The organism is Leisingera methylohalidivorans DSM 14336 (assembly GCF_000511355.1).
Lineage (GTDB): Bacteria > Pseudomonadota > Alphaproteobacteria > Rhodobacterales > Rhodobacteraceae > Leisingera > Leisingera methylohalidivorans.
Genome location: NC_023135.1, coordinates 691432 through 714456, shown reverse-complemented (window position 1 = coordinate 714456; position 23025 = coordinate 691432). Strand labels below are relative to the sequence as shown.

The window sequence follows — 23025 nt, the reverse complement described above, 5'->3', positions numbered from 1 at the left end:
TACTAGGTTTGGCGGTGACCTACTCTCCCAGGGCTTGAGCCCAAGTACCATCGGCGCGACAGTGCTTAACTTCCGGGTTCGGGAAGGGACCGGGTGTTTCACTTGTGCTGTAGCCACCAAACCGAGGAAAATCCAAAAGCCTCCGGCTTTTGGATTTGGCGGCAGGCAGCGTGTTTGCAAAGCAAACATGCGTTGCCGCTGGTCTGTTACGTCACGGGGACGTTTCCAAAAGCGGAAGGCGTTACAATCAAGGTTGTCCAAGTCAGTTTGGGATGTGTTTGCTTTGGTTCGAGTAACACTGTCTGTTACTGGATCAAATCAAGCCTATCGGGCGATTAGTACCGGTCAACTGAATGCATTGCTGCACTTACATCTCCGGCCTATCGGCGTGGTGGTCTTCCACGGCCCTCAGGGATACCTTGTTTTGAGGGGGGCTTCCCGCTTAGATGCCTTCAGCGGTTATCCTGTCCGAACATAGCTACCCTGCACTGCTGCTGGCGCAACAACAGGTCCACCAGTGGTTCGTTCACCCCGGTCCTCTCGTACTAGGGGCAACTCCTCTCAAGTATCCTACACCCACGGCAGATAGGGACCGAACTGTCTCACGACGTTCTAAACCCAGCTCACGTACCTCTTTAAACGGCGAACAGCCGTACCCTTGGGACCTGCTCCAGCCCCAGGATGAGATGAGCCGACATCGAGGTGCCAAACACTGCCGTCGATATGGACTCTTGGGCAGTATCAGCCTGTTATCCCCGGCGTACCTTTTATCCGTTGAGCGATGGCCCTTCCACTCGGGACCACCGGATCACTATGGCCGACTTTCGTCTCTGCTCGACTTGTCAGTCTCGCAGTCAGGCTGGCTTCTGCCATTGCACTCAACGAGCGATTTCCGACCGCTCTGAGCCAACCTTCGCGCGCCTCCGTTACTCTTTAGGAGGCGACCGCCCCAGTCAAACTACCCGCCACGCAGGGTCCCGGATCCGGATAACGGACCGCGGTTAGATATCAAGAGTGCGAAGGGTGGTATCTCAAGGGAGGCTCCACCGCGACTAGCGTCACGGTTTCGATGCCTACCACCTATCCTGCACATCACAATCCTGATACCAGTGCGAAGCTGTAGTAAAGGTGCACGGGGTCTTTCCGTCTAACCGCGGGAAGCCTGCATCTTGACAGGCAATTCAATTTCGCTGAGTCGATGTTGGAGACAGCGGGGAAGTCGTTACGCCATTCGTGCAGGTCGGAACTTACCCGACAAGGAATTTCGCTACCTTAGGACCGTTATAGTTACGGCCGCCGTTTACCTGGGCTTCAATTCGGAGCTCTCACCCCTCCTTTTAACCTTCAGGCACCGGGCAGGCGTCAGACCCTATACGTCGCCTTACGGCTTCGCAGAGCCCTGTGTTTTTAATAAACAGTCGCCACCCCCTGGTTTGTGCCCCCGGATTCCACTTGCGTAGGACCCGGGCCTCCTTCTCGCGAACTTACGGAGGTATTTTGCCGAGTTCCTTCAACATCGTTCTCTCAAGCGCCTTGGTATTCTCTACCAGTCCACCTGTGTCGGTTTAGGGTACGGTCTGACGGAGGGCTATTTCCAGGGACTGATCAGCAGCCCATTCAATCCGATAAGGATGAACTACCTTCACAATCCGTCACATCCTCCTGGCCCACGAATATTAACGTGGTTCCCATCGCCTACGCCTTTCGGCCTCGGCTTAGGGGCCGGCTTACCCTGCTCAGATTAGCTTTAAGCAGGAACCCTTGGACTTTCGGCGAGAGTGTCTCTCACACTCTTTGTCGCTACTCATGTCATCATTCTCACTAGTGATCTCTCCACGGGATCGCTCACGCGCCCGCTTCATCGAAAGCTCCTTGCGTCCAATCTTTCCCGGAGGAAAGTAAGGACGCATGGAACTATGTCACACTACGCTCTGCTACCATGCACTATGTGCATCCTCGGCTTCGGCTCATGGCTTGAGCCCCGTTACATCTTCGCCGCAAGACATCTTGATTAGACCAGTGAGCTGTTACGCTATCTTTAAAGGATGGCTGCTTCTAAGCCAACCTCCTGGTTGTTTTGGACGTCTCACCTGCTTTCCCACTTAGCCATGAATTGGGGGCCTTAGCCGGAGGTCAGGGTTGTTTCCCTCTCCACGACGGACGTTAGCATCCGCCGTGTGTCTGCCATCCAGTACTCCCGGGTATTCGGAGTTTGGTTAGGATCAGTAAGCCTGTGGGGCCCCATTACCCATCCAGTGCTCTACCCCCCGGGGTATTCGGATGACGCTCTACCTAAATAGATTTCGCAGAGAACCAGCTATCTCCGAGTTTGATTGGCCTTTCACCCCTAGGCACAGCTCATCCCGATCCTTTTCAACGGATGTGGGTTCGGTCCTCCAGTGCGTGTTACCGCACCTTCAACCTGGCCATGCCTAGATCACTCGGTTTCGGGTCTGATCCCACGAACTCATGCGCCCTATTAAGACTCGCTTTCGCTGCGCCTACACCTAACGGTTTAAGCTTGCTCGTGAGACCAAGTCGATGACCCATTATACAAAAGGTACGCTGTCAGCCCTCAAGGGGCCTCCAACTGATTGTAGGCGTTCGGTTTCAGGTACTGTTTCACTCCCCTCGCCGGGGTGCTTTTCACCTTTCCCTCACGGTACTGGTTCGCTATCGGTCAGTAAGGAGTACTTAGCCTTCGGAGGTGGTCCTCCGATCTTCGAACAGGATTTCACGTGTCCCGCCCTACTTAATACGTCCCTCAGAGCTTAGAATACGGGGCTGTCACCCGCTATGGCCATGCTTCCCAGCATGTTCTTCTCACTCATCAGGCTCGGCTGGTCCGCGTTCGCTCGCCGCTACTAACGGAGTCTCTATTGATGTCCTTTCCTCCGGGTACTTAGATGTTTCAGTTCCCCGGGTTTGCTCTTATAAACCTATGTATTCAGTCTATAAGTACCTGGTTAAGCCCATTATAAGCAGCCATCCGGAATAAACCGGCGGCTATTATAACAAACTTTCAGGTGGGTTCCCCCATTCAGAGATCTTGGGATCAAAGCCTATTCCCGGCTCCCCCAAGCTTATCGCAGGGTATCACGTCTTTCATCGCCTCTTACTGCCAAGGCATCCACCAAACGCCCTTCTCGCGCTTGATTTGATCCAGAAAAAGAAAGTGTTACCTTCCGCGGCTCCGGAAGCTGGTAAGAAACCGGCGCCTTTATTCTGAACCAAAAAGCAAACTATCCCGCTCCCGGCCACATCTGCGACCAGGAACTTGTTGCATGATCCTCAGATCATGCGGGTTAGTGTACTTGACTTGGACAACACTGTCTTTTCAATCAGGCAGACTTCAGGACGTCTGAGGAAACATGACGTATTCTGAAGCTCGCATCCCGTCCCGAAGGACAGTCAGCACCTGACTGAGACCGGTCCCACACTCGGGCGGCCAACAGTCTTGTTGATTGTATCTCTCTTAACGATGTCAATTTTCGTCTGAAGAACAGACGTTCAAACAGTCAGAAACTGCTTGAAGATATGTTCTTCCTTACGGCGTCCCCGCGGGGGATGGTGGAGCCTAGGAGGATCGAACTCCTGACCTCCTGAATGCAAATCAGGCGCTCTCCCAGCTGAGCTAAGGCCCCAAATATATCCCGAGGGATTATGGTGGGTCGAGGAGGACTTGAACCTCCGACCTCACGCTTATCAGGCGTGCGCTCTAACCACCTGAGCTACCGACCCAGGTTTTCGTTCTGCTCTGCAAAACAAAACCGGTGTGCGACAGGGTATTGCAAGGCAATGCCCGAGAGCAGCACTCAGTGGTTATGTCACCGACAGCTGCCAGTAACGGCTGCTGCCGCGTGTTTTCCTGAAGAGATATGAGGACGGTCCGGTCCAGAGGGCATCTTGCGATGCCCCGATGCGGACAGCTTTGTTTGCTGTCCATGCTAAGTGATGCACGATCAGGAGCAGGCTCCATGATGCTAGCATCATCCTTAGAAAGGAGGTGATCCAGCCGCAGGTTCCCCTACGGCTACCTTGTTACGACTTCACCCCAGTCGCTGAGCTCACCGTGGTCCGCTGCCCCCACCGAAGTGGTTGGCGCACGGCCTTCGGGTAAACCCAACTCCCATGGTGTGACGGGCGGTGTGTACAAGGCCCGGGAACGTATTCACCGCGTCATGCTGTTACGCGATTACTAGCGATTCCGACTTCATGCCGCCGAGTTGCAGACGACAATCCGAACTGAGACAGTTTTTTGGGATTAACCCATTGTCACTGCCATTGTAGCACGTGTGTAGCCCAACCCGTAAGGGCCATGAGGACTTGACGTCATCCACACCTTCCTCCCGCTTATCACGGGCAGTTTCCCTAGAGTGCCCAGCCGAACTGCTGGCAACTAAGGATGTGGGTTGCGCTCGTTGCCGGACTTAACCGAACATCTCACGACACGAGCTGACGACAGCCATGCAGCACCTGTCACTCGGTCACCGAAGTGAAAACCAGATCTCTCTGGCGGTCCGAGGATGTCAAGGGTTGGTAAGGTTCTGCGCGTTGCTTCGAATTAAACCACATGCTCCACCGCTTGTGCGGGCCCCCGTCAATTCCTTTGAGTTTTAATCTTGCGACCGTACTCCCCAGGCGGAATGCTTAATCCGTTAGGTGTGTCACCGAATAGCATGCTACCCGACGACTGGCATTCATCGTTTACGGTGTGGACTACCAGGGTATCTAATCCTGTTTGCTCCCCACACTTTCGCACCTCAGCGTCAGTATCGAGCCAGTGAGCCGCCTTCGCCACTGGTGTTCCTCCGAATATCTACGAATTTCACCTCTACACTCGGAATTCCACTCACCTCTCTCGAACTCAAGACCAGGAGTTTAAGAGGCAGTTCCAGGGTTGAGCCCTGGGATTTCACCCCTTACTTTCTGGTCCGCCTACGCGCGCTTTACGCCCAGTAATTCCGAACAACGCTAACCCCCTCCGTATTACCGCGGCTGCTGGCACGGAGTTAGCCGGGGTTTCTTTACCAGATACTGTCATTATCATCTCTGGCGAAAGAGCTTTACGACCCTAAGGCCTTCATCACTCACGCGGCATGGCTGGATCAGGCTTGCGCCCATTGTCCAAGATTCCCCACTGCTGCCTCCCGTAGGAGTCTGGGCCGTGTCTCAGTCCCAGTGTTGCTGATCATCCTCTAAAACCAGCTATAGATCGTAGACTTGGTAGGCCGTTACCCCACCAACTATCTAATCTAACGCGGGCCGATCCTTCTCCGATAAATCTTTCCCCCGAAGGGCGTATAAGGTATTACTCACCGTTTCCAGTGGCTATTCCTTAGAGAAGGGCACGTTCCCACGCGTTACTAACCCGTCCGCCGCTCCCTCCCGAAGGAGAGCGCTCGACTTGCATGTGTTAGGCCTGCCGCCAGCGTTCGTTCTGAGCCAGGATCAAACTCTCAAGTTGAAACGCCGTTGCCAGCGTATCCTTGACGTTCGAACCTCTGCACATCACTGGTTGCTTTAACAAAACACTCAAACACGGGGGTCTGAAATGCCTTGCGATCCGACCCGGCTAGGAACCGGAACTGCAACCAATTATTCTCTGTCTGTTGTGCTTGGTTTCAAAAGAAACCGAAGCCGAACAAGACAGTGAAGCTGACACTCAATCATCGGAAGCGAACTTCCTAAGAGCGTTGATATACAGACGTTGATCCATCGAAACGAACCAAACCGCCCACATATCTCTTCAGTTATCCATCAATGTCAAAGAGCAAACATCCCGAGGTCAAAAACAGGACCGATGCGCCAGTTCTCCCAGCGCGCCCGCCTGCCAAATCCATCAAAATGCCCCGGTCTCTCCCGGGCGTCCTGCCGTCTCTCCGGCCCGTCCCGGCGTCTCTCCGCCGTGTCTCCCGTCCGTTCCTGCGTCGCCGCCGCCCCGTCCGGTGTGCCCCGCTGCGCCTCAGCGCCGCCGGTGAGGGGGCTTTTACGGTTACCCCCCAGAACCCGCAAGCCCAAAATCGCAAAAAACAAAACTTTCTGCCCGGAAAAACCGCAATGCCAACAAAATCAACGGCTTACGCNGNANTAAACTCNNGCCCCCTGCCCCGCCCGCCNCCCTCAGCAACCGCCGCCGCAACCGCCGGACTCCGCCCCGGACCCCGCCGCCCCGGGATCCGCCGGACTTACCCACAGACCGGCCCGCCTTATCCACAGAACCGTCCCCGGAATCGCTCCAAACAGCCCCAAACAGGAATCCCCCCGCTTCCGTCCGGACAAAAATACCCCCGCCAAGGCCGCCAAAAACAGGATGCGGCCAAAGCCCCGAACAAAAGACGGAAAGAACACCCGCCGGCCAGGCTGCAAAACTGAAAGCTCAGCTCTCAGCCCTGCTCTTCCAGAATCTTGCGGGCGGCGCGGAAGCATTCCAGGGCCTGGGGCACACCGCAGTAAATCCCGATCACATGGATGATCGCGCGGATCTCCTCTTGGGTGACGCCATTATTGATGGCGCCGCGGCAGTGCAGCTCCCACTCATGCATCTTGCCCAGCGCGCCGATCATTGACAGATTCATCATCGAACGGGTCTTGGCATCTATGACATCATCGCCCCAGCCGAAGCCCCAGCACCAGGCGGTCATCGCCTCCTGAAAGGGCCGGGTGAAATCATCCGCCGCGGCCAGGTTCTTCTCGACGTATGCCGCGCCAAGGGTTGCCTTGCGCTGCTCCAGGCCTTTCAGGAACAGGTCTTCATCAAATGCGCTCATCTCAGCCTCTCAATTTCATGGCGATATTCTTGGTCTGCACATAGTTCCACAGCGCCTCGCGGCCCTTTTCGCGGCCGTATCCGGATTTGCCGTAGCCGCCAAAGGGGGTTTCGACCCCGCCTGCGTACCATTCGTTCACAAAGACCTGGCCTGCGCGGAGCTGGCGGGCGCAGCGGGTGGCGCGGTCCAGGTCGCGTGTAAAGACGCCGCCGACCAGCCCGTATTCGGTGCTGTTGGCGATCCCGATCGCCTCGGCATCGGACCGGAATTTAAGCACCGAGAGCACGGGGCCGAAGATTTCCTCGCGAGCGATGCTGTCGTTCGGGCTGATGCCGCAGACCACGGTGGGCGCCAGAAAAGCCCCTGCGTTGCCAACCGGCGTGCCGCCGGTGGCGATCGCGGCACCATCGGACTGCGCCTGCTGAACGATGCCCAAGGCGCGGTCGCGCTGAGGCATCGAGACCATCGCCCCCATGTTGGCGCCGAATTCATTGCGGTCGATGCCGGGGCCGGTGCTGAGGCTGTTGGCGACGTTCACCGCCCGCTCGACCAGTTCGTCGTGGCGGCTTTCATGAACGATGACCCGGCTCATGGCGCTGCAGACCTGGCCTGCGTTGAAATAGATGCCCCAGCGGATGTCATTTTCAAACGCGTCGAGGTCGGCGTCCTCATGCACGATGGCGGCGGATTTGCCGCCAAGCTCCAGCACGCAGGGCACCACGTTCTGCGCCGCCGCGGTGGCGATGCGGATGCCGGTGGGCACCGAGCCGGTGAAAACGATCTGGTTGACCTGCGGGTTCGCCGACAGGGCGGCGCCGGCCTCGTGCCCGTAGCCGCACAGGATGTTGACCGCCCCGCGCGGGAAACCGGCAGCCACGGCTGCGCGGGCGAGCCAGGCGTTGGTCAGCGGGGTGAGTTCCGGCGTCTTGATCACGCAGGCGTTGCCGGTGGCCAGTGCCGCCGCCAGCGAGCGCGCGGTCATTTCCACCGGGTAGTTCCACGGGATGATCTGGGCGGAGACGCCCATCGGCTCATTCTCGGTCCAGTCGAAATAGCCGCCGCCCAGCGGGATCGAACGGCCCTCCACCGTGCTGGCCTGATTGCCGTAGTATTCGAAATAGAGCGCGGCGCCCTCGATCTCAATCCGGGATTCCCAGAGCGGCTTGCCCTGCTCCAGGGTCAGGACGCCGGCGATTTCGCCGATATGGTCGAGCAGGTAGCGGCCCATCTCCTGCACCATGCGCCCGCGCGCAATCGGGCGCAGCGCGGACAGTTCCCCTGACAGGTGCAGCCGGCGGGCGGCCTGCACGGCGCGGTCCACGTCGGCGGCATCGGCCAGCGCCTGGCGGGCCAGAAGTTCGCCGTTGGCAGGGTTGGTGACATCGATCCACCCTGCCCCGCCAGACATCCATTCACCGTCGATATAGTTCAGCCATTCGGCATCAAGCTGTATCATAGCCGTTCAAGTCCCTGCTGCTGCGAGGTCGCGGTCTGCCGCTTCGCGCATCCATTTCTGAAGATGCAGGATGGAGTGTTCCGAGTTCACTCCGCAAGAGGGATCAACCACCAAAGGCCCGGGAACATAGCCGCGGCTTTTGAGACCCCGCTGCACCGATTCCACCAAGTGGATGTCTTCCTCCACCGTGGTTGCGCGGTCCTGTACTGCCAGCCGGCGGACGGTTTCATTGTCCTCGCCCCGGACTGAATACCAGCCGCGCCAGACCACCACATGGCCGGCATCCACCGCCCGCCAATGATAGGTATTGAGGATGTTGCCCGGATAGACCTGAAAAGAGAACATCGGCCACAGGAACCAGCTGGAATATTTGCCGTTGTTTTCGAACCCCGAGTTGATGTCATAGGTCATCTGGTCCAGCGCGTTGCACTCGGTGGTGTGGCGCAGGCAATAGCCCTGGGGCTGGATGTCGTAGGTTTCCGGCTTGATCACCCCGGTGGCGAAGGTCGGGTGGTTGAGGCTGCAGTGGTAGCATTCGGAATAGTTCTCGACCGAGACCTTCCAATTGCAGTTTTCCGGGATCTCCACCCACTCCAGCGGCTTCAGGTCTGCCCAGTTGGGGACGAAGCTTTCCAGCTCGCTGCGGGCACCCGGGAACCAGTCGTCCATCGGCCGGGCTTCGGCATCAAGGTTCACGAAGATGAAGCCGAGGAACACCTCGGTGCGGATCTCGGTCAGGCAGACCTTGGATTTGTCGAAGCCCTGCACCGAGTTGAGGTTCGGCCCGGCGCGCAGCTGGCCGGTCAGCTCATAGGTCCAGGCGTGGTAGGGGCAGACCACGACCCGCGTGGTGCCCTCGCCCGTGACCAGCTGGTGGGCGCGGTGCTGGCAGACATTATAGAAGGTGCGGATCTCGCCGTCGCGCCCTTTGATGCTGAACAGGTTTTCACCCGCCATCTCAAACGCAAAGTAGTCGCCGGGGTTTTCCAGCTGGCTGGCATGGCCTGCAAATTGCCAGCTGCGGGCCAGCAGGCCGTTGCGTTCGGCCTCGAAGACGGCCGGATCGGTGTAATACCGTGCTGCGAGGGAATGGGTCAGAGGGGTGTTCATTCAGGATCCTCCGCATAAAGGCCCAGCTGGTGCCTGCGTTTGTGAAAATGCTCCACCCGCTCGACGATTTCCTCGCTGGAGACGGCAATCACAAAGGAGAGCAGCGTTTCCAGCAGGGCGATGGTCGAGACGGAGGACGGGAAGAATTGCGGCGTGTCCGCCGCGACGACAAACCCGTGATCCGCATTCAGGACCACGGGGCTGGCGGGACTGTCGGAAATGCCGACAATCGTGACCCCTTGCTCCCGCGCAATGCGGATCGCCTCGATCACCTCGGTGCGGTAGGGCTTGCAGGTCATAGCGATCAGCACATCATCGCCGTCTGCCCAGGCCAGATCATCGACGGCGGTGGAGCCGGGCCGCGGGATGGCGTGGAACTGTTTCATGCCGGTGGAGGCGAGATAGGTGAAGTTGCGGGCATTGGCGTTGTTGACGCCGACGCCCAGGGTAAAGACCTGGCGGGACTCCCAGATCGCCTTGGCCGCCGTCTCCAGGCTGGCAGCGTCAATGCCCGCAAAGGTTTCCTCGATATTGCGGATCGCAGCCCCCGCCATGTCAGCATAAAGCCCGCCCAGCCCGCCCGACTTGCCGATGTCCTGCAGCCAGCGCGCGCGGTCCGGAAAGGACACCCCGCCCTTGCGGATAGCCTCGCGGAACGGGGCGCGGAAATCCTCGTAGCCTTCAAAACCCACCTGCCGCGCCATGCGGACAAAGGTATTGGGCTTCACATTTGCCGCCTCGGCAATCTCGCGCACGGTGGAAACCCCCACATCCGCGGGGTTCTCCAGCACATAGCGGGCCGCCTTCTGCGCCTCGGGTGTCAGCGCATCCCATTCTTCGGTGAGGCGCTCCAAAACAGTCGTTGATACATTTGTGTCATTCATGATTGACGATGGTACAAATGTGGAACTAGCCTGTCGAGCAGAAAAGCGACTCTGCAATCAGGAACGGTGAAATGGCAGACAAGGAATTCCCCGCGCAGGCCCGTGTGGTCATCGTGGGCGGCGGCGTGATGGGGGTGGGCCTCGCCTATCACCTGGCGCATGAGGGCTGGGGGTCTGAGGTGGTGCTGCTGGAGAAATCCGAACTCACCTCGGGCTCAACCTGGCACGCGGCGGGGCAGATCACCCATTCCACCAGCTCGTCCGGCCTTGGCAAATGCGTCGATTACAACATCGGCCTCTATTCCGGGAAGCTGGAGGAAGAGACCGGCCATGCGGTGACCTGGCACGGCTGCGGCTCGTTCCGGCTGGCCTATACCGAGGATGAGCTGGACTGGCTGCGCCACACCCTGTCCGTCGGCCGCAGCCTGGGCTTCAACATCGAACTGGTTGGCCGTGAGAAGGTTGCGGAGCTGCACCCCTTCTATAACCTCGAAGGGGTGCAGGGCGCGCTGTACACCCCTGACGACGGTCATGCGGACCCTTCAGGTGTGACCATGGCGATGGCAGCGGGCGCGCGCCAGCTGGGCGCGCGGATCATCCGCCACTGCCGCGCGACCAACATCACGCAAGCCCCGAACAGCGAATGGATCGTCGAAACTGAAAAGGGCACTATAACCTGCGAGCATGTGGTCAACGCCGGCGGCACCTATGCCCGCCAGATGGGCGAATGGTCCGGGCTGCAGCTGCCGATGACCTCGATGACCCACCATTACTTCGTGACCGAGCCGGTGCCGGAGTTTGCAAACCTGGATAAAGAACTGCCGGTGATCCGCGATGACAAAAAGGTCTCCGGCTACATCCGCATGGAGCAGAAGCGCGGGTTGATCGGGATCTACGAGAAGGAAGGCAGCAACTCGGTCTGGCATGACCACTGCCCCTGGGACTACGAGAACTGGCTGTTCGATGCCGATTACGACCGGGTGATGCCGTGGCTGGAGGAAAGCCTGAACCGGATGCCGGTCTTTGCGAACTTGGGCATCCAGCGCGAAGTGCATGGCGCGATCTCGCATCCGCCGGACGGCAACCCGCTGATCGGCCCGGCGCCGGGCGTCAGGAATTACTGGTGCTGCTGCGGCACCCAGATCGGCATCGGCTGGGGGCCCGGCCTTACCCGGGAGCTGGCGCGCTGGATGGTGCATGGCGCCGCCGATATCTCGATGCGCGAGTATGACCCGCGCCGCTTCGGCGCCTATGCCACCAAGGACTGGCAGGTGACCAAGGCGCATGAGGACTACAAGCTGCGCCACGAAATCCCTTTTCCGCATTTCAACCGCCTGGCGGGCCGCCCGGTCAAGCCCTCGCCGCTTTATGACCGGCTGAAGGAAAAGGGCGCGGTCTATGAAGAGGTCTATGGCCACGAGCGTCCGCGCTGGTTTGCCAGGAACGGTGTGGCTCAGTGCGACCACTATTCGTTCAAGCGCAATGCGGTGCACGGCATGGTCGGTCTGGAGGTGAAAGCCGTGCGCGAGGGCGTGGGCATCATGGACATCTCGGCTTTCACCAAGGTTCAGGTCTCCGGCCCCGGCGCCGCTGCGCTCCTCGACCGGCTATCCGCCAACCGCCTGCCGCGGAAGGCGGGCGGCATTACCCTCACCCACATGCTGAACCGCCGCGGCCGGATCGAGCTGGAAACCACCGTGGTGAAGCTGGCGGAAGACAGCTACTATCTGGTCTGTGCCGCCTTCTTTGAACAGCGGCTGCTGGACCACCTGAACCAGAACCGCGCGGATGAAGTGGTGGAGATCACAACCCTCTCCACCGACTGGGCCGCCCTTGCGCTCAACGGCCCGAAAGCCCGCGAGGTGCTCGGTGTCTGCACCAACGCGGACCTGAGCAATACCGGTTTCAAATGGCTGACGGCGCAGCAGATCGACGTGGCGGGCCACAGCCTTTGGGCCTTCCGCATGTCTTACGCGGGCGAGCTGGGCTGGGAGCTGCACATCCCGCGTGCCAGCGCCCTGGCTGTCTATGACGCGCTGTGGGCCGCCGGCGAAGCGCATAGGATTGCCGACTACGGCTCCTTCGCGATGAACGCCATGCGGATGGAGAAAGGCTTCAAGGGTGCTGTCGAGCTCACCAACGAGGTGACCCTGGCGGAGGCGGATATGCTGCGTTTTTCCCGCACGGACAAAGTGTATCTGGGCAAGGACAAGACGCTGAATTCAGACGCCCTGCCCTGGGTTTGCGCCTACTTGGAGATCGAACCGGACGGCGTCACGGATGGCCATGGCGGCGAAGCGGTCCTGCTGGACGGCCAGGTCGTGGGTTCCACCGCCTCGGTCGCCTATGGACACACCGCCGGCAAGATCCTGGCCTTTGCCTATGTGAAACCGCACGCCAATGTGCCGGGCACCGGGATCGAAGTGGTGATCGCAGGCAAGCCCCGGCAAGGCCGGATTCTTGGCGCGCCTGCCTATGACCCCGAAAGCCTGCTGCCCCGCACCGACGCGGCGCGCACCCCTGCGGAATAAGGAAATCCCGCCCCCCCCTTTCATCATTTCAAAAATACTCCGGGGGGGGAGCCGAAGGCGGGGGGCAGCGCGCCCTTCCCCATAGCCAATAGGAAAACACAGGAAATGACCCTGCCCGACACCATGAAAGCGATGGTCCTGACCGGCCACGGCGGTCTGGACAAATACGAATGGCACCAGGACTGGCCGGTGCCGCAGCCCGGCCCGATGGAGGTGCTGATCAAGGTCGGCGCCTGCGGGCTGAACAACACCGATGTGAACACCCGTTCCGGCTGGTATTCCAAATCGGTCAACCAAGCCACCACCGGCGGTGCCTTTGACGAGGCCGGCGCCGAAGACCCGACCTGGGGCGGACGCCCCCTTACCTTCCCGCGCATCCAGGGCGCCGATGCAGTTGGCGCAGTGGTGGCGGCCGGCGAAGGCGCCGATCCCGCCCTCATCGGCAAGCGGGTGATGGCCGGCGGCTGGGTGCGGGACTGGGACGACCCTGAGAACAAGGACAAGGCGGGCTATTTCGGCTCCGAATGCGACGGCGGCTTTGCCGAATACACCAAGGCGGATGTGCGCGGCGTTGCAGTGGTCGACAGCAGCTTCAGTGATGCGGAGCTGGCAACCTTTTCCTGTTCCTATGTCACCGCTGAAGGCATGCTGAGCCGCGCCAATGCTGGTGCCGGCGACACGGTGCTGATCCCCGGCGCCTCGGGCGGGGTTGGCGGCGCGCTGGTCCAGCTGGCCAAACGCCGCGGCGCCCGGGTGATCGCGATGGCCTCCGAGGCCAAACACGCCGAGGTGGCGGCGCTCGGCCCCGACCTGATCCTGCCGCGCGCGCCGGAAAATCTGCGCGCAGCCCTTGGCGAGGAGAAAGTCACCGTGGTTGCCGATGTGGTCGGCGGGGCCCAGTGGCCCAAGCTGATCGAGGTGCTGGAGCGCGGCGGGCGCTATACCTGCTCGGGCGCGATTGCCGGTCCGGTGGTGGAGCTGGATCTCCGCACCTTCTACCTGCGCGATCTGACCTTCACCGGCTCCACCGTAACCCCGCATCATATCTTCACCGATGTGGTCTCCTATATCGAAAATGGTGAGATCAGACCGTCGCTGGCGGCAGCCTATCCGCTGTCGGACCTGAAAGAGGCCCAGGCCGCCTTCATCGCCAAGAAGCACACCGGCAAAATTGTGGTGATCCCATGAGCCGGGCGCTGTTCGAACAAGCACTGGAGGCCGCAAAGGCATTTCACGCGGCCCTGCCCGCAGTGGCGGCGTTCCAGCCTTGGCCCGACGACATCACCTGGGCGGATCGCGAAGCTCATCAAATTCCCGCGGCACCGCTGGTGCAATCGGATCCCGGTTTTGCCGCCGAAAGCATCCCGGCAGAGGCCCAAGTGCGCGCCCTTCAGCAGGCGGTCATGGCGCTGGCGCCGCATGCGGAATGGCGCCTCACCTATACCGAGGAGGAGGTCGGCAGGGATTTCCTGCAGCGTTTCGGCTGGTTTGAGCTGGTTGGCCCCACCGGCCATTTCCACTCAGCCCAATCGCGGATGACCATCGGCTACTGGGGGCCGGGGCTGGACTATCCCTGGCATCAGCACGGGCCGGAGGAACTATATACCATCCTCTCCGGCAGCGCCGATTTCATGGCCAGGGGCGAAGAGGTGCGCCGCCTGGTGCCGGGCGATACCAAGATGCACGGGGCCGACCAGCCGCATGCGATGATCACCAACGAACATCCGATCCTCTGCTTCGTCTTCTGGCGCGGCGATGGGCTGGCGGATGATCCGGCAATGTCCCCCGGCTGAACAACAGGAGCGCCGCCATGAAGATCACCCGCATCACTGTCTGCCAGCTCGATATGCCGCTCACGGAACCCTACTTTCTTTCAGGCGGGCGGCTGAAGTTCGAGAAACTCGACAGCACCTTTGTGCGCATAGATACCGACGAGGGGGTCTCGGGCTGGGGCGAGGGCTGCCCCTGGGGGCATACCTATCTGCCTGCGCACGGGCCGGGAATCCGGGCCGGGATCGAAACGCTGGCGCCTGCCCTCCTTGGCCTCGACCCGCGCAGCCCGGACCATGTGAACCGGGTGATGGATGTGCAGCTGCCGGGGCATCCATATGTGAAGTCTGCGATCGACATCGCCTGCTGGGATATTCTCGGCAAGGCCACGGGCATGCCGTTGTGGCAGCTCATGGGCGGGGCCGAGACGGCGCCGGTGCTGGTCAACTCATCAATCTCCACAGGCAGCCCGGAGCAGATGCTGGCGCTGATCGCCCGCGCTGCGCAAAAGGGCTACACCGTGCATTCGGCCAAGGTGGGCGGCACCGACACCGGCCTCGACATTGACCGGATCGAGGCAATTTCCGAAGGCCTGCCCAAGGGGCACAAGGTAACCTTCGATGTGAACCGCGCCTGGCAGCCGGGCGTGGCGGTTGAGGTTCTGAATTCGGTCAAGGCGCGCGACTGGGTGGAGCAGCCCTGCGAGACGCTGGACCAATGCGCCCATGTGGCGTCCCGCGTCTGCAACCCGATCATGCTGGATGAATGCCTGCACACGTTCGGCGACCACCTGAACGCCTGGCAGCGCGGCGCCTGCGAGGGGGTGAAAGTGAAACCAAACCGTGTTGGCGGCCTGACCAAGGCGCGGCAGATCCGCGACTTCGGAGTCTCGGTCGGCTGGCAGATGCATATCGAAGATGTTGGCGGTTCGGCGCTGGCCGATACGGCAGCAATCCATCTGGCGGCCTCGACGCCCGCGGCAAACCGGCTGGCGAGCTGGCTGTGCCATTATCATCTGGACGTGGACCCGGTGCCCGGCCAGGGCGCGCGCAACGCCGGCGGCGCCGCCGTTCCTCCCTCCTTGCCGGGCCTGGGGGTGGCCCCGGAAGAGGGCGCGCTGGGGGACCCGGTGGCGGTTTATCAACGATAGCGCTGGCAGCAGGAGACGCGCATGAACATCACCCGGATTTCCCTGTGGCATGTGCCGCTGACCAGCCACACCGCCTATTACATGGCCGAGGGCAAGACCTGCGATACGGTCGAAAGCGTGGTGCTGGCGCTGGACACCGACACCGGCCTTACCGGCTGGGGCGAGGTCTGCCCGATCCCGCACTACCTGCCTGCCTATGCCCGCGGCGTGGTCCCCGCAGTCGAGGTGATGGCGCCGGTGCTGCTGGGCGCCGATCCCGTCGGCCCGGAGGCAGTGATGGCCAAGCTGGACCATTGGCTGCAGGGGCACGCATACGCCAAATCCGCCATCGACATCGCCCTATGGGATTTGACCGCACAGGCCGCCGGGTTGCCGCTGCATGCGCTCTTGGGCGGGCAGCGGCAGGTGGATATGCCGCTGTATCACTCGATCACATGCATCGCGCCCTGGGAAATGGCGCGGATCGCCCGCGAAGCACAGGAAACCGGCATCACCCAGTTTCAAGTCAAGCTGGGCGCGGACCGTGACTGGCAGGCGGATGTGGCCCGCTTGCGGATGGTGCGCGAGGCGGTGGGCAATGGCCCGATGGTCTATGGCGACTGGAACTGCGGCGCCACATCGCTGGATGCATTGCGCGTGGGCCGGGCGGTGGCGGATCTCGACATCATGCTGGAGCAGCCCTGCGCCACAATTGAGGATTGCGCCCGGGTGCGCGCGGCCTGCGGGCTGCCGATGAAGCTGGACGAGAACGCTTTTGACACGGCCTCGCTGCTGGCGGGCCACGCCGCGGGGGTGATGGATGCGGTGGCCATCAAGCTGTCGAAATTCGGCGGCCTGTCGGCGTCGCGCCGGGCCCGCGATCTGTGCCTGCACCTCGGGGCCAGGATGTGCATAGAAGACACCTGGGGCTCCGACATCACCACCGCCGCCCTGCTGCATCTGGGTGCGGCCACCGATCCGCTGCGGCTGATGAATGTCTGCGATCTGGCCTCTTACGTCAGCCCGCGGCTGGACCCGTCAGGACCGGCGCGGCGCAATGGCCGCATCGCGCCGCCGGAAGGCTCCGGGCTGGGTGTAAGCCCCGACCGCGAGGGCCTGGGTGCCCCCGCAGCTGTGATCGAATAATTTTGCCTCATCGGTCAAAAAATACCTAACAATGGGCAACCCGCCCGAACAGGAAGAGTGAAATGGAAAAGATCCTCACCCAGGCTGAATGGACCGAACGCGCCCGCGCGGTGCTGCCCGCGGGCGGTTTTGGCAATTTTGATCCTGGTATCGTCATCCGCGAGGGCAACGGCGCGCGGGTGCGGGACGAAGACGGCAAGGAGTACATCGACTATCTGATCGGCTCCGGTCCGATGATGCTGGGCCATGGCCATCCGGAGGTGATGGAGGCTGTGCTGCAGCAGCTGCCCAAGGGCATGACCTTCTTTGCCAGCAACGCCCGCGGCATCGAGCTGGCCGAGGAGATCTGCCGCGCGGTGCCCTGCGCCGAACAGCTGCGCTATGTCTCCACCGGCGGCGAAGCGGACATGTATGCGATCCGGCTGGCCCGCGCCTCTACCGGGCGCACCAAGATCGTGAAGTTCGAGGGCGGCTATCACGGCATGTCGGCAGAGGCGCAGATGAGCCTGGCGCCTTCGGTGCGGGTGAACTTCCCGCAGGCGGTGCCGGACAGCGCGGGCATCCCGCCGTCGGTCGCCGCCGAGGTGCTGGTCGCACCGTTCAATGATTTTGAGTACATCAAGCAGCTGATGGCGGCGCACGGGCACGAGATCGCCGCGATTATCGCCGAGCCGCTGCAGCGCATTGTGCCGCCGCTGCCGGGGTTCCTGGAACTGCTGCGCGAGGAGACGCAGAAACACGGCAGCCTGCTGATCTTTGACGAGGTGGTGACCGGCTTCCGCTCCACCTATGGCGGCGGGCAGGAGCTGTATGGGGTGACCCCGGATCTGGCAACGCTGGGCAAGGTGATCGGCGGCGGCTTCCCCCTGGCAGCGATTGCGGGCCGGGCGGATATCATGCGGCATTTCGACAAGGCGCAGGTCGGCGCCGAGGGCTGGCTGATGCAGCTGGGCACATTGTCGGGCAATCCGGTGGCCGCGGCGGCGGGCCTCAAGACCCTGGAAGTGCTGCGCCGCGAGGGCGCCTATGACCGGCTGAACGGCCACGGCAAGCGGCTGATGCAGGCAACCAGTGCTGCACTGGAAGAAGCCGGGGTGCCGTTCCGGATCGTGGGCGAGCCTGCGCTGTTCGAAGTTGTGTTCACCGATTCCAAGGTCAGGGACTACCGCGATACCCAGGCCGGCAACTTAAAACGCTCCAGACGGTACAATGCGGTGCTGCGCGCGGAGGGCATCTTCAAGTCGCCCGGTAAGACCTACCCAAGCCTGGCACTGACCGGGGAGGACTTGGAACAGACCGAAGCAGCCATCCGCAAAGCGGCAATGGCGCTGGACTGAAAGCAGGCGCTGTTGCACGTGAACCGGGTCCGGTGCCGGGCATTGTCCTGAGGTCCCGAGCCTGTGCTGCGGCGGCACCCGGCAAAGAGAAGGCGGGCCGGTGGCCCGCCAGTTTGCTCCCTCCGCCAGGATCAGGCCTTGGCAGCGGTGACGATCAGCTCGACCAGAAGATCCTCGCGGGCCAGCTTCGCCTCGCCGCAGGCGCGTGCCGGGGCGTGGCCCTCGGGGACCCAGGCGTCCCAAACTGCGTTCATCTCGGCAAAATCCTTCATGTCGGCAAGCCAGATCACTGTCTGGAGGATGCGGGTCTTGCTGCTTCCGGCCTCGGCCAGCAGCGCGTCGATCTTGTCCAGGCAATCCTGGGTCTGCTGCGCAACGCTGGCTCCGGCAGTGCCGACCTGGCCTGCCAGATAGATGGTATCCCCGTGGGTCACGATCTGGCTCATCCGCTGGCCGGTGTGTTTGCGTGTGATGTCAGGCATATCTTCATCTTCCTTGCGCTGATTGAAACGGGTTGTGCTTTTATGGCGGGTTACTGGGGCAACAGCCAGTCAGCCCCTGACGGGCAGAACTTGCGCCGGGCCTGCTAGGGGTCCTGGCTGTCCTTCAGGAAGGCCCGATGCTGCAAGAGCAGGCAAGGGCCCTCCATGCCGGCCATCCGGACCTCGCCATCTGCGCCGCTGTCCGGGTTGGTCCGTTCGGCCCGCCGGCCGGTGCCGCCCTGCACCCCGGCCAGCAGGGGCTGTTCGGCCTTTCGCATGATGTTAGCGTCCTGCGGCGCCAGCCCGGATTTGGCCAGGATGCGGCTGAGCGGGTTGGCCGCGGCGGCTGCGGCGGCAACTGCGGCCTGCGCCTGAATTGCGATTAGCCGCATGTGAATACTCCTGCCTGAAAGAAACCGGCTTGATGCTCAGTAAGGCGCAAGCTGAGGTCAATGTCCATGCAGCAGCCTGCCTTCTGATCAGGAGAACTTGCGGAACAAGCGGGTCATATCAAACAGCTCGTCCAGGCGGTCGTAGCGGTCCTTGGTCTTGTCCCAGCTTTCTTCCTGGGTGGCGGCAATCATCGCTTCCAGCAGCATCATGGTGGAGATGTTGGAGTCCCAGGCCGAGGGGATCTCGACCCAGCAGTTGAAGGTGTGTTCGGCAACCGACGCAATCGGGCTGGCCCATTGGTCCGTGATCAGAACAATCTTCACTCCGCGTTCGGAGGCCAGTTCGGCCAAACGCTGCAGGTTGGTTTCATAGCGGCGCACGTCGAACAACAGCAGGGTATCGCCCTCCACCATGTCCAGCACGTAGTGCGGCCAGGTGGCGGAGGAGGACGTCATATGGGTCACCCGCTGCCGGATCGCCTGGAAATGGGTAAAGGCGTAATCCGCCAGCGCCCGGGTGATGCGGCCGCCAACGACATAAAGACGCCCCTCGGTATTTGAGAGCTGAAGCACGGCCGCATCGAACTGCACGGTGTCGATGTTCGAGAATGTCTGCTGCAGGTTGTCGGTCACCGCCTGTGCAAATCTGTTCAGCAGGTGGCCCTCGGGCGCCTCGGTCGCCCAATTGTCGCGCCGCTTGGTCGGGCCGGAGACCTTGGCCTCCAGCTCCTTCAGCAGCGCCTGGTGGAATTGCGGATAGCCTTTGAAACCCAGTTTCTGCACCATCCGCGCCACCGTCGGCGTCGAAACATCAGCATTGCTGGCCACGATGGTGATCGAAGCCAGCCCCGCCGCAGGATAGTTTTCCAGCAGCAGATTTGCGAACTTGCGTTCGGATTGGGTGAGCGAGGAATAGGTCTCGCGGATCAACTCGCGAACGGTGGCTGGCGGTTTCGTCAACGGGGCAATCCTGCTTTTGAACAGACACTTTCCTATCCGGATCCGGCCTGAAAAGAAAGTTTCAGGAATCCCTGTGCGAAACCGAACATGAAAAGATATTGACACAATTATCTCTTCATGGAAACATTTTTCCAAATCGCAGGGAGGCGGCATATGCGAGAGAGTGATTCTCACGCTCAGGGGGATGCAGTGGAGGTGGTGAACCGTGAGGGCACCAGCCCGGTTCTGCTGTTGTGCGAGCACGCGTCCAACACTATCCCCGCGCGCTATGACGGGCTGGGGCTGCGGGACGAGGACCGGCTCAGCCATGCTGCCTGGGACCCGGGTGCGCGGGCGGTGGCCCTGCATATGTCCCAGGTGCTGGATGCCCCGCTGGTGGCCAGCACCGTGTCGCGGCTGGTTTACGACTGCAACCGCCCGCCCGAGGCGGCCTCGGCAATGCCGGAGAAATCCGAACTGGTGGAGGTGCCCGGCAACAAGGGCCTGACCGCAGCACAGCGGCAGGAGCGTACGGACTCGGTCTATGCCCCGTTCTGCGGCGCTGTCACCAAGGTCATCAAGGCCCGCAAGGATGCCGGGCTGCAAACCGTTCTGGTCACCATGCACAGCTTCACGCCGGTCTATTACGGTGAACGCCGCGCAGTGGAGATCGGCATCCTGCACGACGCCGACAGCCGGCTGGCAGACGCAATGCTGGCCGCAGCCCCTGCCCTGCCGCACCGCAGGGTGGAGCGGAATGAGCCCTATGGCCCGGCGGATGGCGTCACTCATTCACTGAAGATCCACGGGCTGGCGCATGGGCTGGCCAATGTGATGATCGAAATCCGCAATGATCTGGTGACCACGCCGCAAGAAGAAGAGGCCATGGCAGAAGAGATGCTGACATTGCTGCGCCCGGCCCTGACCGCGCTGACGGCAGAGGGAGGGCCAGATGCCTAGAATAATCCGGGCCTATGTCCGCGGCATTGACGCAATGAACCGCTTCATCGGCCGCTTTGCCATGTATCTGATCTTTGCCCTGATCGGGGTTCTGCTGTGGTCGTCGGTGTCCAAGACCTTTTTCGACCCGTCGCACTGGACGCTGGAGACGGCGCAGTTTGTGATGGTGGCCTATTACATTCTGGGCGGGCCTTATTCGATCCAGATGGGATCGAACGTGCGGATGGATCTGTTTTACGGCGCCTGGTCGACGAAAACCAAGGCGATGGTCGATGCGTTCACCGTGCTGTTCCTGATCACCTATCTGGTGATCCTGATGTACGGGGCGCTGAGTTCCACCGCCTATTCCCTGGGCTATTTCGGCGTGGAGCCGGTGCAGTTCTTCTGGGATTTGCTGAAAACGCTCGTGACCCAAGGCCCGGCGGCCGCGGGCGAAGAGATCGGCTATCTGGAGCGTAGCTCCACCGCCTGGCGGCCGTTCCTGTGGCCAGTCAAAACCATCCTCTGCTTCGGCGTCTTTCTGATGCTGCTGCAATGCCTTGCCGAATTGTTCCGGGATATCGGACGCCTGCGCGGAGTTGAAATCTGATGTCCTACGAATGGATTGCCATTGTCATGTTTGCCGGCATGATGCTGATGCTGATGACCGGCCAGCGGGTGTTCGGCGCCATCGGCTTTGTCGGTGCGGTCGCAGGCATGCTCCTGTGGGGCACCGGCGGGGTGGAGATCCCCTTCTCAGCGGCGATGAAACTGATGAAGTGGTATCCGCTGCTGACGCTGCCGATGTTCATCTTCATGGGCTACGTGCTGTCAGAGTCCAAAATCGCCGACGACCTCTACCGGATGTTCCACGTCTGGATGGGGCCGGTGAAAGGCGGTCTGGCGATCGGCACCATCGGTCTGATGGTTCTGATTTCGGCAATGAACGGGTTGTCGGTGGCCGGCATGGCAATCGGTGCCACCATTGCGCTGCCGGAACTGCTGCGGCGCGGCTATGACAAGATTCTTGTGACCGGCACCATTCAGGCAGGGTCCTCGCTTGGGATCCTGGTGCCGCCGTCGGTGGTGCTGGTCCTGTATGCGATGATCGCACGTCAGCCGGTGGGCCAGCTGTGGCTGGCGGGTGTGATCCCCGGCTTGCTGATGGCCACCATGTTCATCATCTACATCTATGTCCGCTCCCGCATGCAGCCGGACCTGGGTCCCGCGATGCACCCCGAGGATCTGGCCGAGTATGAACAGATCACCGACCACCCGCTGCGTCTGAACTATATCGTGCTGGGTGCGCTGGTGCTGGTGCCGCTGCTGATTAAGACCGGCGCGCTGGAGACCGAACCCGCGCTTGGCCTGGCGCTGGCCATGGGTGCTTTGTCCTTCCTGACCCGCAGGAACACCCTGTTCTACAAAGACGTGTTCATGAAGGAGAAATACCGGCTGCTGTTCTCCGGCGTGCTGCCGCTGGCGATCTTTGCCGCGATGATGGTGCCCTTCGTGAACGGCTGGACATCGCTGGTGGAAAGCTCGGCGATCGGCGCCATGACTGCCTTCCTTGCTGCGGTTCTGAAGGGGCGGATGACCAAAGACGTGTTTGAGACCTCGGTGCGCTCGACCCTTGGCATCTCCTGCATGTTCATGTGGATCATCCTGGCCGCCCTTGCCTTTGGGGCGATCTTTGACGGCCTTGGCGCGGTCAAGGCCATCGAAGACCTGTTCACCACCAAGCTGGGCCTTTCCCCCTGGATGATCCTGATCCTGATGCAGCTGAGCTTCATCATCATGGGCACTTTCCTGGATGACACCGCGATGCTGGTGATCGTGGCGCCGCTCTATGTGCCGCTGGTGGGGGCGCTTGGCTTCGATCTGATCTGGTACGGGGTGCTTTACACCATCACCACCCAGATCGCCTATATGACACCGCCCTTCGGCTATAACCTGTTCCTGATGCGGGCCATGGCGCCGCCGGAAATCGGGCTGAAGGACATCTATGTCTCGATCATCCCCTTTGCTGCGGTGATGGTGCTGGCACTGGCCCTGATCATGGTCTTCCCGCAAATCGCCCTGTGGCTGCCGGAATTTGTCTACGGAAAATAACCAAGAAAGAGTCCTGCCAAGGGGCCGG

At 61.3% G+C, this 23025-nt stretch carries 16 protein-coding genes, 2 tRNA genes and 3 rRNA genes; 9 read left to right on the top strand and 12 right to left on the bottom strand.

Features of this window, described 5'->3' with window-relative positions:
- Positions 1–6 precede the first annotated feature (6 nt).
- The 9 genes from rrf to METH_RS03610 all read right to left on the bottom strand — a co-directional run bounded on the left by rrf (position 7) and on the right by METH_RS03610 (position 10220).
- Positions 7–121 (bottom strand): 5S ribosomal RNA (rrf, locus tag METH_RS03655).
- A gap of 193 nt (positions 122–314) precedes the next feature.
- Positions 315–3158, bottom strand: a 23S ribosomal RNA gene (locus tag METH_RS03650).
- 410 nt (positions 3159–3568) lie between these two features.
- Positions 3569–3644: transfer RNA gene (locus METH_RS03645), tRNA-Ala, on the bottom strand.
- 20 nt (positions 3645–3664) lie between these two features.
- Positions 3665–3741, bottom strand: a tRNA-Ile gene (locus METH_RS03640).
- Between the two features lie 258 nt (positions 3742–3999).
- Positions 4000–5467: ribosomal RNA gene (locus tag METH_RS03635) — 16S ribosomal RNA — on the bottom strand.
- Together the 16S, 23S and 5S rRNA genes with 2 tRNA genes alongside form the textbook arrangement of a ribosomal RNA operon.
- 919 nt (positions 5468–6386) lie before the next feature.
- Positions 6387–6770 carry a carboxymuconolactone decarboxylase family protein gene (locus tag METH_RS03625; protein WP_024089062.1) on the bottom strand — a complete coding sequence of 128 codons (384 nt, stop codon included), beginning with the start codon at positions 6768–6770 and terminating at the stop codon, positions 6387–6389.
- A gap of 1 nt (position 6771) precedes the next feature.
- Positions 6772–8226 carry an aldehyde dehydrogenase family protein gene (locus METH_RS03620; RefSeq protein ID WP_024089061.1) on the bottom strand — a complete coding sequence of 485 codons (1455 nt, stop codon included), beginning with the start codon at positions 8224–8226 and terminating at the stop codon, positions 6772–6774.
- Between the two features lie 6 nt (positions 8227–8232).
- Positions 8233–9336, bottom strand: a complete 1104-nt coding sequence (locus METH_RS03615; RefSeq protein ID WP_024089060.1) for an aromatic ring-hydroxylating oxygenase subunit alpha — start codon at positions 9334–9336, stop codon at positions 8233–8235.
- Complete coding sequence (locus METH_RS03610) at positions 9333–10220, bottom strand: MurR/RpiR family transcriptional regulator (protein ID WP_024089059.1); 888 nt, start codon at positions 10218–10220, stop codon at positions 9333–9335. The genes METH_RS03615 and METH_RS03610 overlap by 4 nt, the downstream gene beginning before the upstream one ends.
- 71 nt (positions 10221–10291) lie before the next feature.
- Here METH_RS03610 and METH_RS03605 point away from each other — a divergent pair, with 71 nt between their 5' ends.
- From METH_RS03605 to METH_RS03580, 6 genes are all read left to right on the top strand, one after another.
- On the top strand, positions 10292–12751 hold the full coding sequence (locus tag METH_RS03605; RefSeq protein ID WP_024089058.1) for an FAD-dependent oxidoreductase: 2460 nt from the start codon (positions 10292–10294) through the stop codon (positions 12749–12751).
- A 105-nt stretch (positions 12752–12856) separates the two neighbouring features.
- Entirely contained in the window at positions 12857–13939 is a 1083-nt protein-coding gene (locus tag METH_RS03600) for an alcohol dehydrogenase family protein (RefSeq protein ID WP_044008322.1), read from the top strand.
- Positions 13936–14544, top strand: a complete 609-nt coding sequence (locus METH_RS03595) for a dimethylsulfonioproprionate lyase family protein (protein WP_044008321.1) — start codon at positions 13936–13938, stop codon at positions 14542–14544. Before METH_RS03600 ends, METH_RS03595 begins: the two co-directional genes overlap by 4 nt.
- A gap of 17 nt (positions 14545–14561) precedes the next feature.
- The gene (locus METH_RS03590; RefSeq protein ID WP_024089055.1) at positions 14562–15671 is read left to right on the top strand and encodes a mandelate racemase/muconate lactonizing enzyme family protein; all 1110 of its coding nucleotides are present in this window, start codon (positions 14562–14564) and stop codon (positions 15669–15671) included.
- A gap of 21 nt (positions 15672–15692) precedes the next feature.
- The gene (locus METH_RS03585; protein WP_024089054.1) at positions 15693–16796 is read left to right on the top strand and encodes a mandelate racemase/muconate lactonizing enzyme family protein; all 1104 of its coding nucleotides are present in this window, start codon (positions 15693–15695) and stop codon (positions 16794–16796) included.
- Positions 16797–16858: 62 nt separating this feature from the next.
- Entirely contained in the window at positions 16859–18133 is a 1275-nt protein-coding gene (locus tag METH_RS03580; protein WP_024089053.1) for an aspartate aminotransferase family protein, read from the top strand.
- Between the two features lie 131 nt (positions 18134–18264).
- Here the strand turns inward: METH_RS03580 and METH_RS03575 are convergent, their stop codons facing one another.
- The 3 genes from METH_RS03575 to METH_RS03565 form a co-directional block, all read right to left on the bottom strand.
- On the bottom strand, positions 18265–18615 hold the full coding sequence (locus METH_RS03575; RefSeq protein WP_024089052.1) for a RidA family protein: 351 nt from the start codon (positions 18613–18615) through the stop codon (positions 18265–18267).
- 104 nt (positions 18616–18719) lie between these two features.
- Positions 18720–19007 carry a hypothetical protein gene (locus tag METH_RS03570; RefSeq protein ID WP_024089051.1) on the bottom strand — a complete coding sequence of 96 codons (288 nt, stop codon included), beginning with the start codon at positions 19005–19007 and terminating at the stop codon, positions 18720–18722.
- 87 nt (positions 19008–19094) lie between these two features.
- Positions 19095–19967 (bottom strand): MurR/RpiR family transcriptional regulator, encoded by an 873-nt coding sequence (locus METH_RS03565; protein WP_024089050.1) that lies wholly within the window; start codon positions 19965–19967, stop codon positions 19095–19097.
- Between the two features lie 153 nt (positions 19968–20120).
- Between METH_RS03565 and METH_RS03560 the strand changes: the two genes are divergently transcribed.
- From METH_RS03560 to METH_RS03550, 3 genes are read left to right on the top strand one after another with little or no spacing between them, the layout of a single operon-like run.
- Positions 20121–20906 (top strand): N-formylglutamate amidohydrolase, encoded by a 786-nt coding sequence (locus METH_RS03560; RefSeq protein ID WP_024089049.1) that lies wholly within the window; start codon positions 20121–20123, stop codon positions 20904–20906.
- A complete protein-coding gene (locus tag METH_RS03555; RefSeq protein ID WP_024089048.1) occupies positions 20899–21495 on the top strand; it encodes a TRAP transporter small permease subunit in 597 nt (198 codons plus the stop codon). Before METH_RS03560 ends, METH_RS03555 begins: the two co-directional genes overlap by 8 nt.
- Positions 21495–22997: a TRAP transporter large permease gene (locus METH_RS03550; protein ID WP_024089047.1), complete on the top strand. Its 1503-nt coding sequence runs from the start codon at positions 21495–21497 to the stop codon at positions 22995–22997. The genes METH_RS03555 and METH_RS03550 overlap by 1 nt, the downstream gene beginning before the upstream one ends.
- The last annotated feature ends 28 nt before the right edge of the window (positions 22998–23025 follow it).

Excerpts from the sequence above, each read along its gene's own strand:
- METH_RS03590 (WP_024089055.1), top strand. The coding sequence starts at position 14,562 with ATGAAGATCACCCGCATCACTGTCTGCCAGCTCGATATGCCGCTCACG.
- METH_RS03550 (WP_024089047.1), top strand. The coding sequence starts at position 21,495 with ATGTCCTACGAATGGATTGCCATTGTCATGTTTGCCGGCATGATGCTG.
- METH_RS03555 (WP_024089048.1), top strand. The coding sequence starts at position 20,899 with ATGCCTAGAATAATCCGGGCCTATGTCCGCGGCATTGACGCAATGAAC.
- METH_RS03620 (WP_024089061.1), bottom strand. The coding sequence starts at position 8,226 with ATGATACAGCTTGATGCCGAATGGCTGAACTATATCGACGGTGAATGG.
- METH_RS03595 (WP_044008321.1), top strand. The coding sequence starts at position 13,936 with ATGAGCCGGGCGCTGTTCGAACAAGCACTGGAGGCCGCAAAGGCATTT.
- METH_RS03560 (WP_024089049.1), top strand. The coding sequence starts at position 20,121 with ATGCGAGAGAGTGATTCTCACGCTCAGGGGGATGCAGTGGAGGTGGTG.
- METH_RS03580 (WP_024089053.1), top strand. The coding sequence starts at position 16,859 with ATGGAAAAGATCCTCACCCAGGCTGAATGGACCGAACGCGCCCGCGCG.
- METH_RS03600 (WP_044008322.1), top strand. The coding sequence starts at position 12,857 with ATGACCCTGCCCGACACCATGAAAGCGATGGTCCTGACCGGCCACGGC.
- METH_RS03570 (WP_024089051.1), bottom strand. The coding sequence starts at position 19,007 with ATGCGGCTAATCGCAATTCAGGCGCAGGCCGCAGTTGCCGCCGCAGCC.
- METH_RS03610 (WP_024089059.1), bottom strand. The coding sequence starts at position 10,220 with ATGAATGACACAAATGTATCAACGACTGTTTTGGAGCGCCTCACCGAA.
- METH_RS03605 (WP_024089058.1), top strand. The coding sequence starts at position 10,292 with ATGGCAGACAAGGAATTCCCCGCGCAGGCCCGTGTGGTCATCGTGGGC.
- METH_RS03575 (WP_024089052.1), bottom strand. The coding sequence starts at position 18,615 with ATGCCTGACATCACACGCAAACACACCGGCCAGCGGATGAGCCAGATC.
- METH_RS03615 (WP_024089060.1), bottom strand. The coding sequence starts at position 9,336 with ATGAACACCCCTCTGACCCATTCCCTCGCAGCACGGTATTACACCGAT.
- METH_RS03625 (WP_024089062.1), bottom strand. The coding sequence starts at position 6,770 with ATGAGCGCATTTGATGAAGACCTGTTCCTGAAAGGCCTGGAGCAGCGC.
- METH_RS03585 (WP_024089054.1), top strand. The coding sequence starts at position 15,693 with ATGAACATCACCCGGATTTCCCTGTGGCATGTGCCGCTGACCAGCCAC.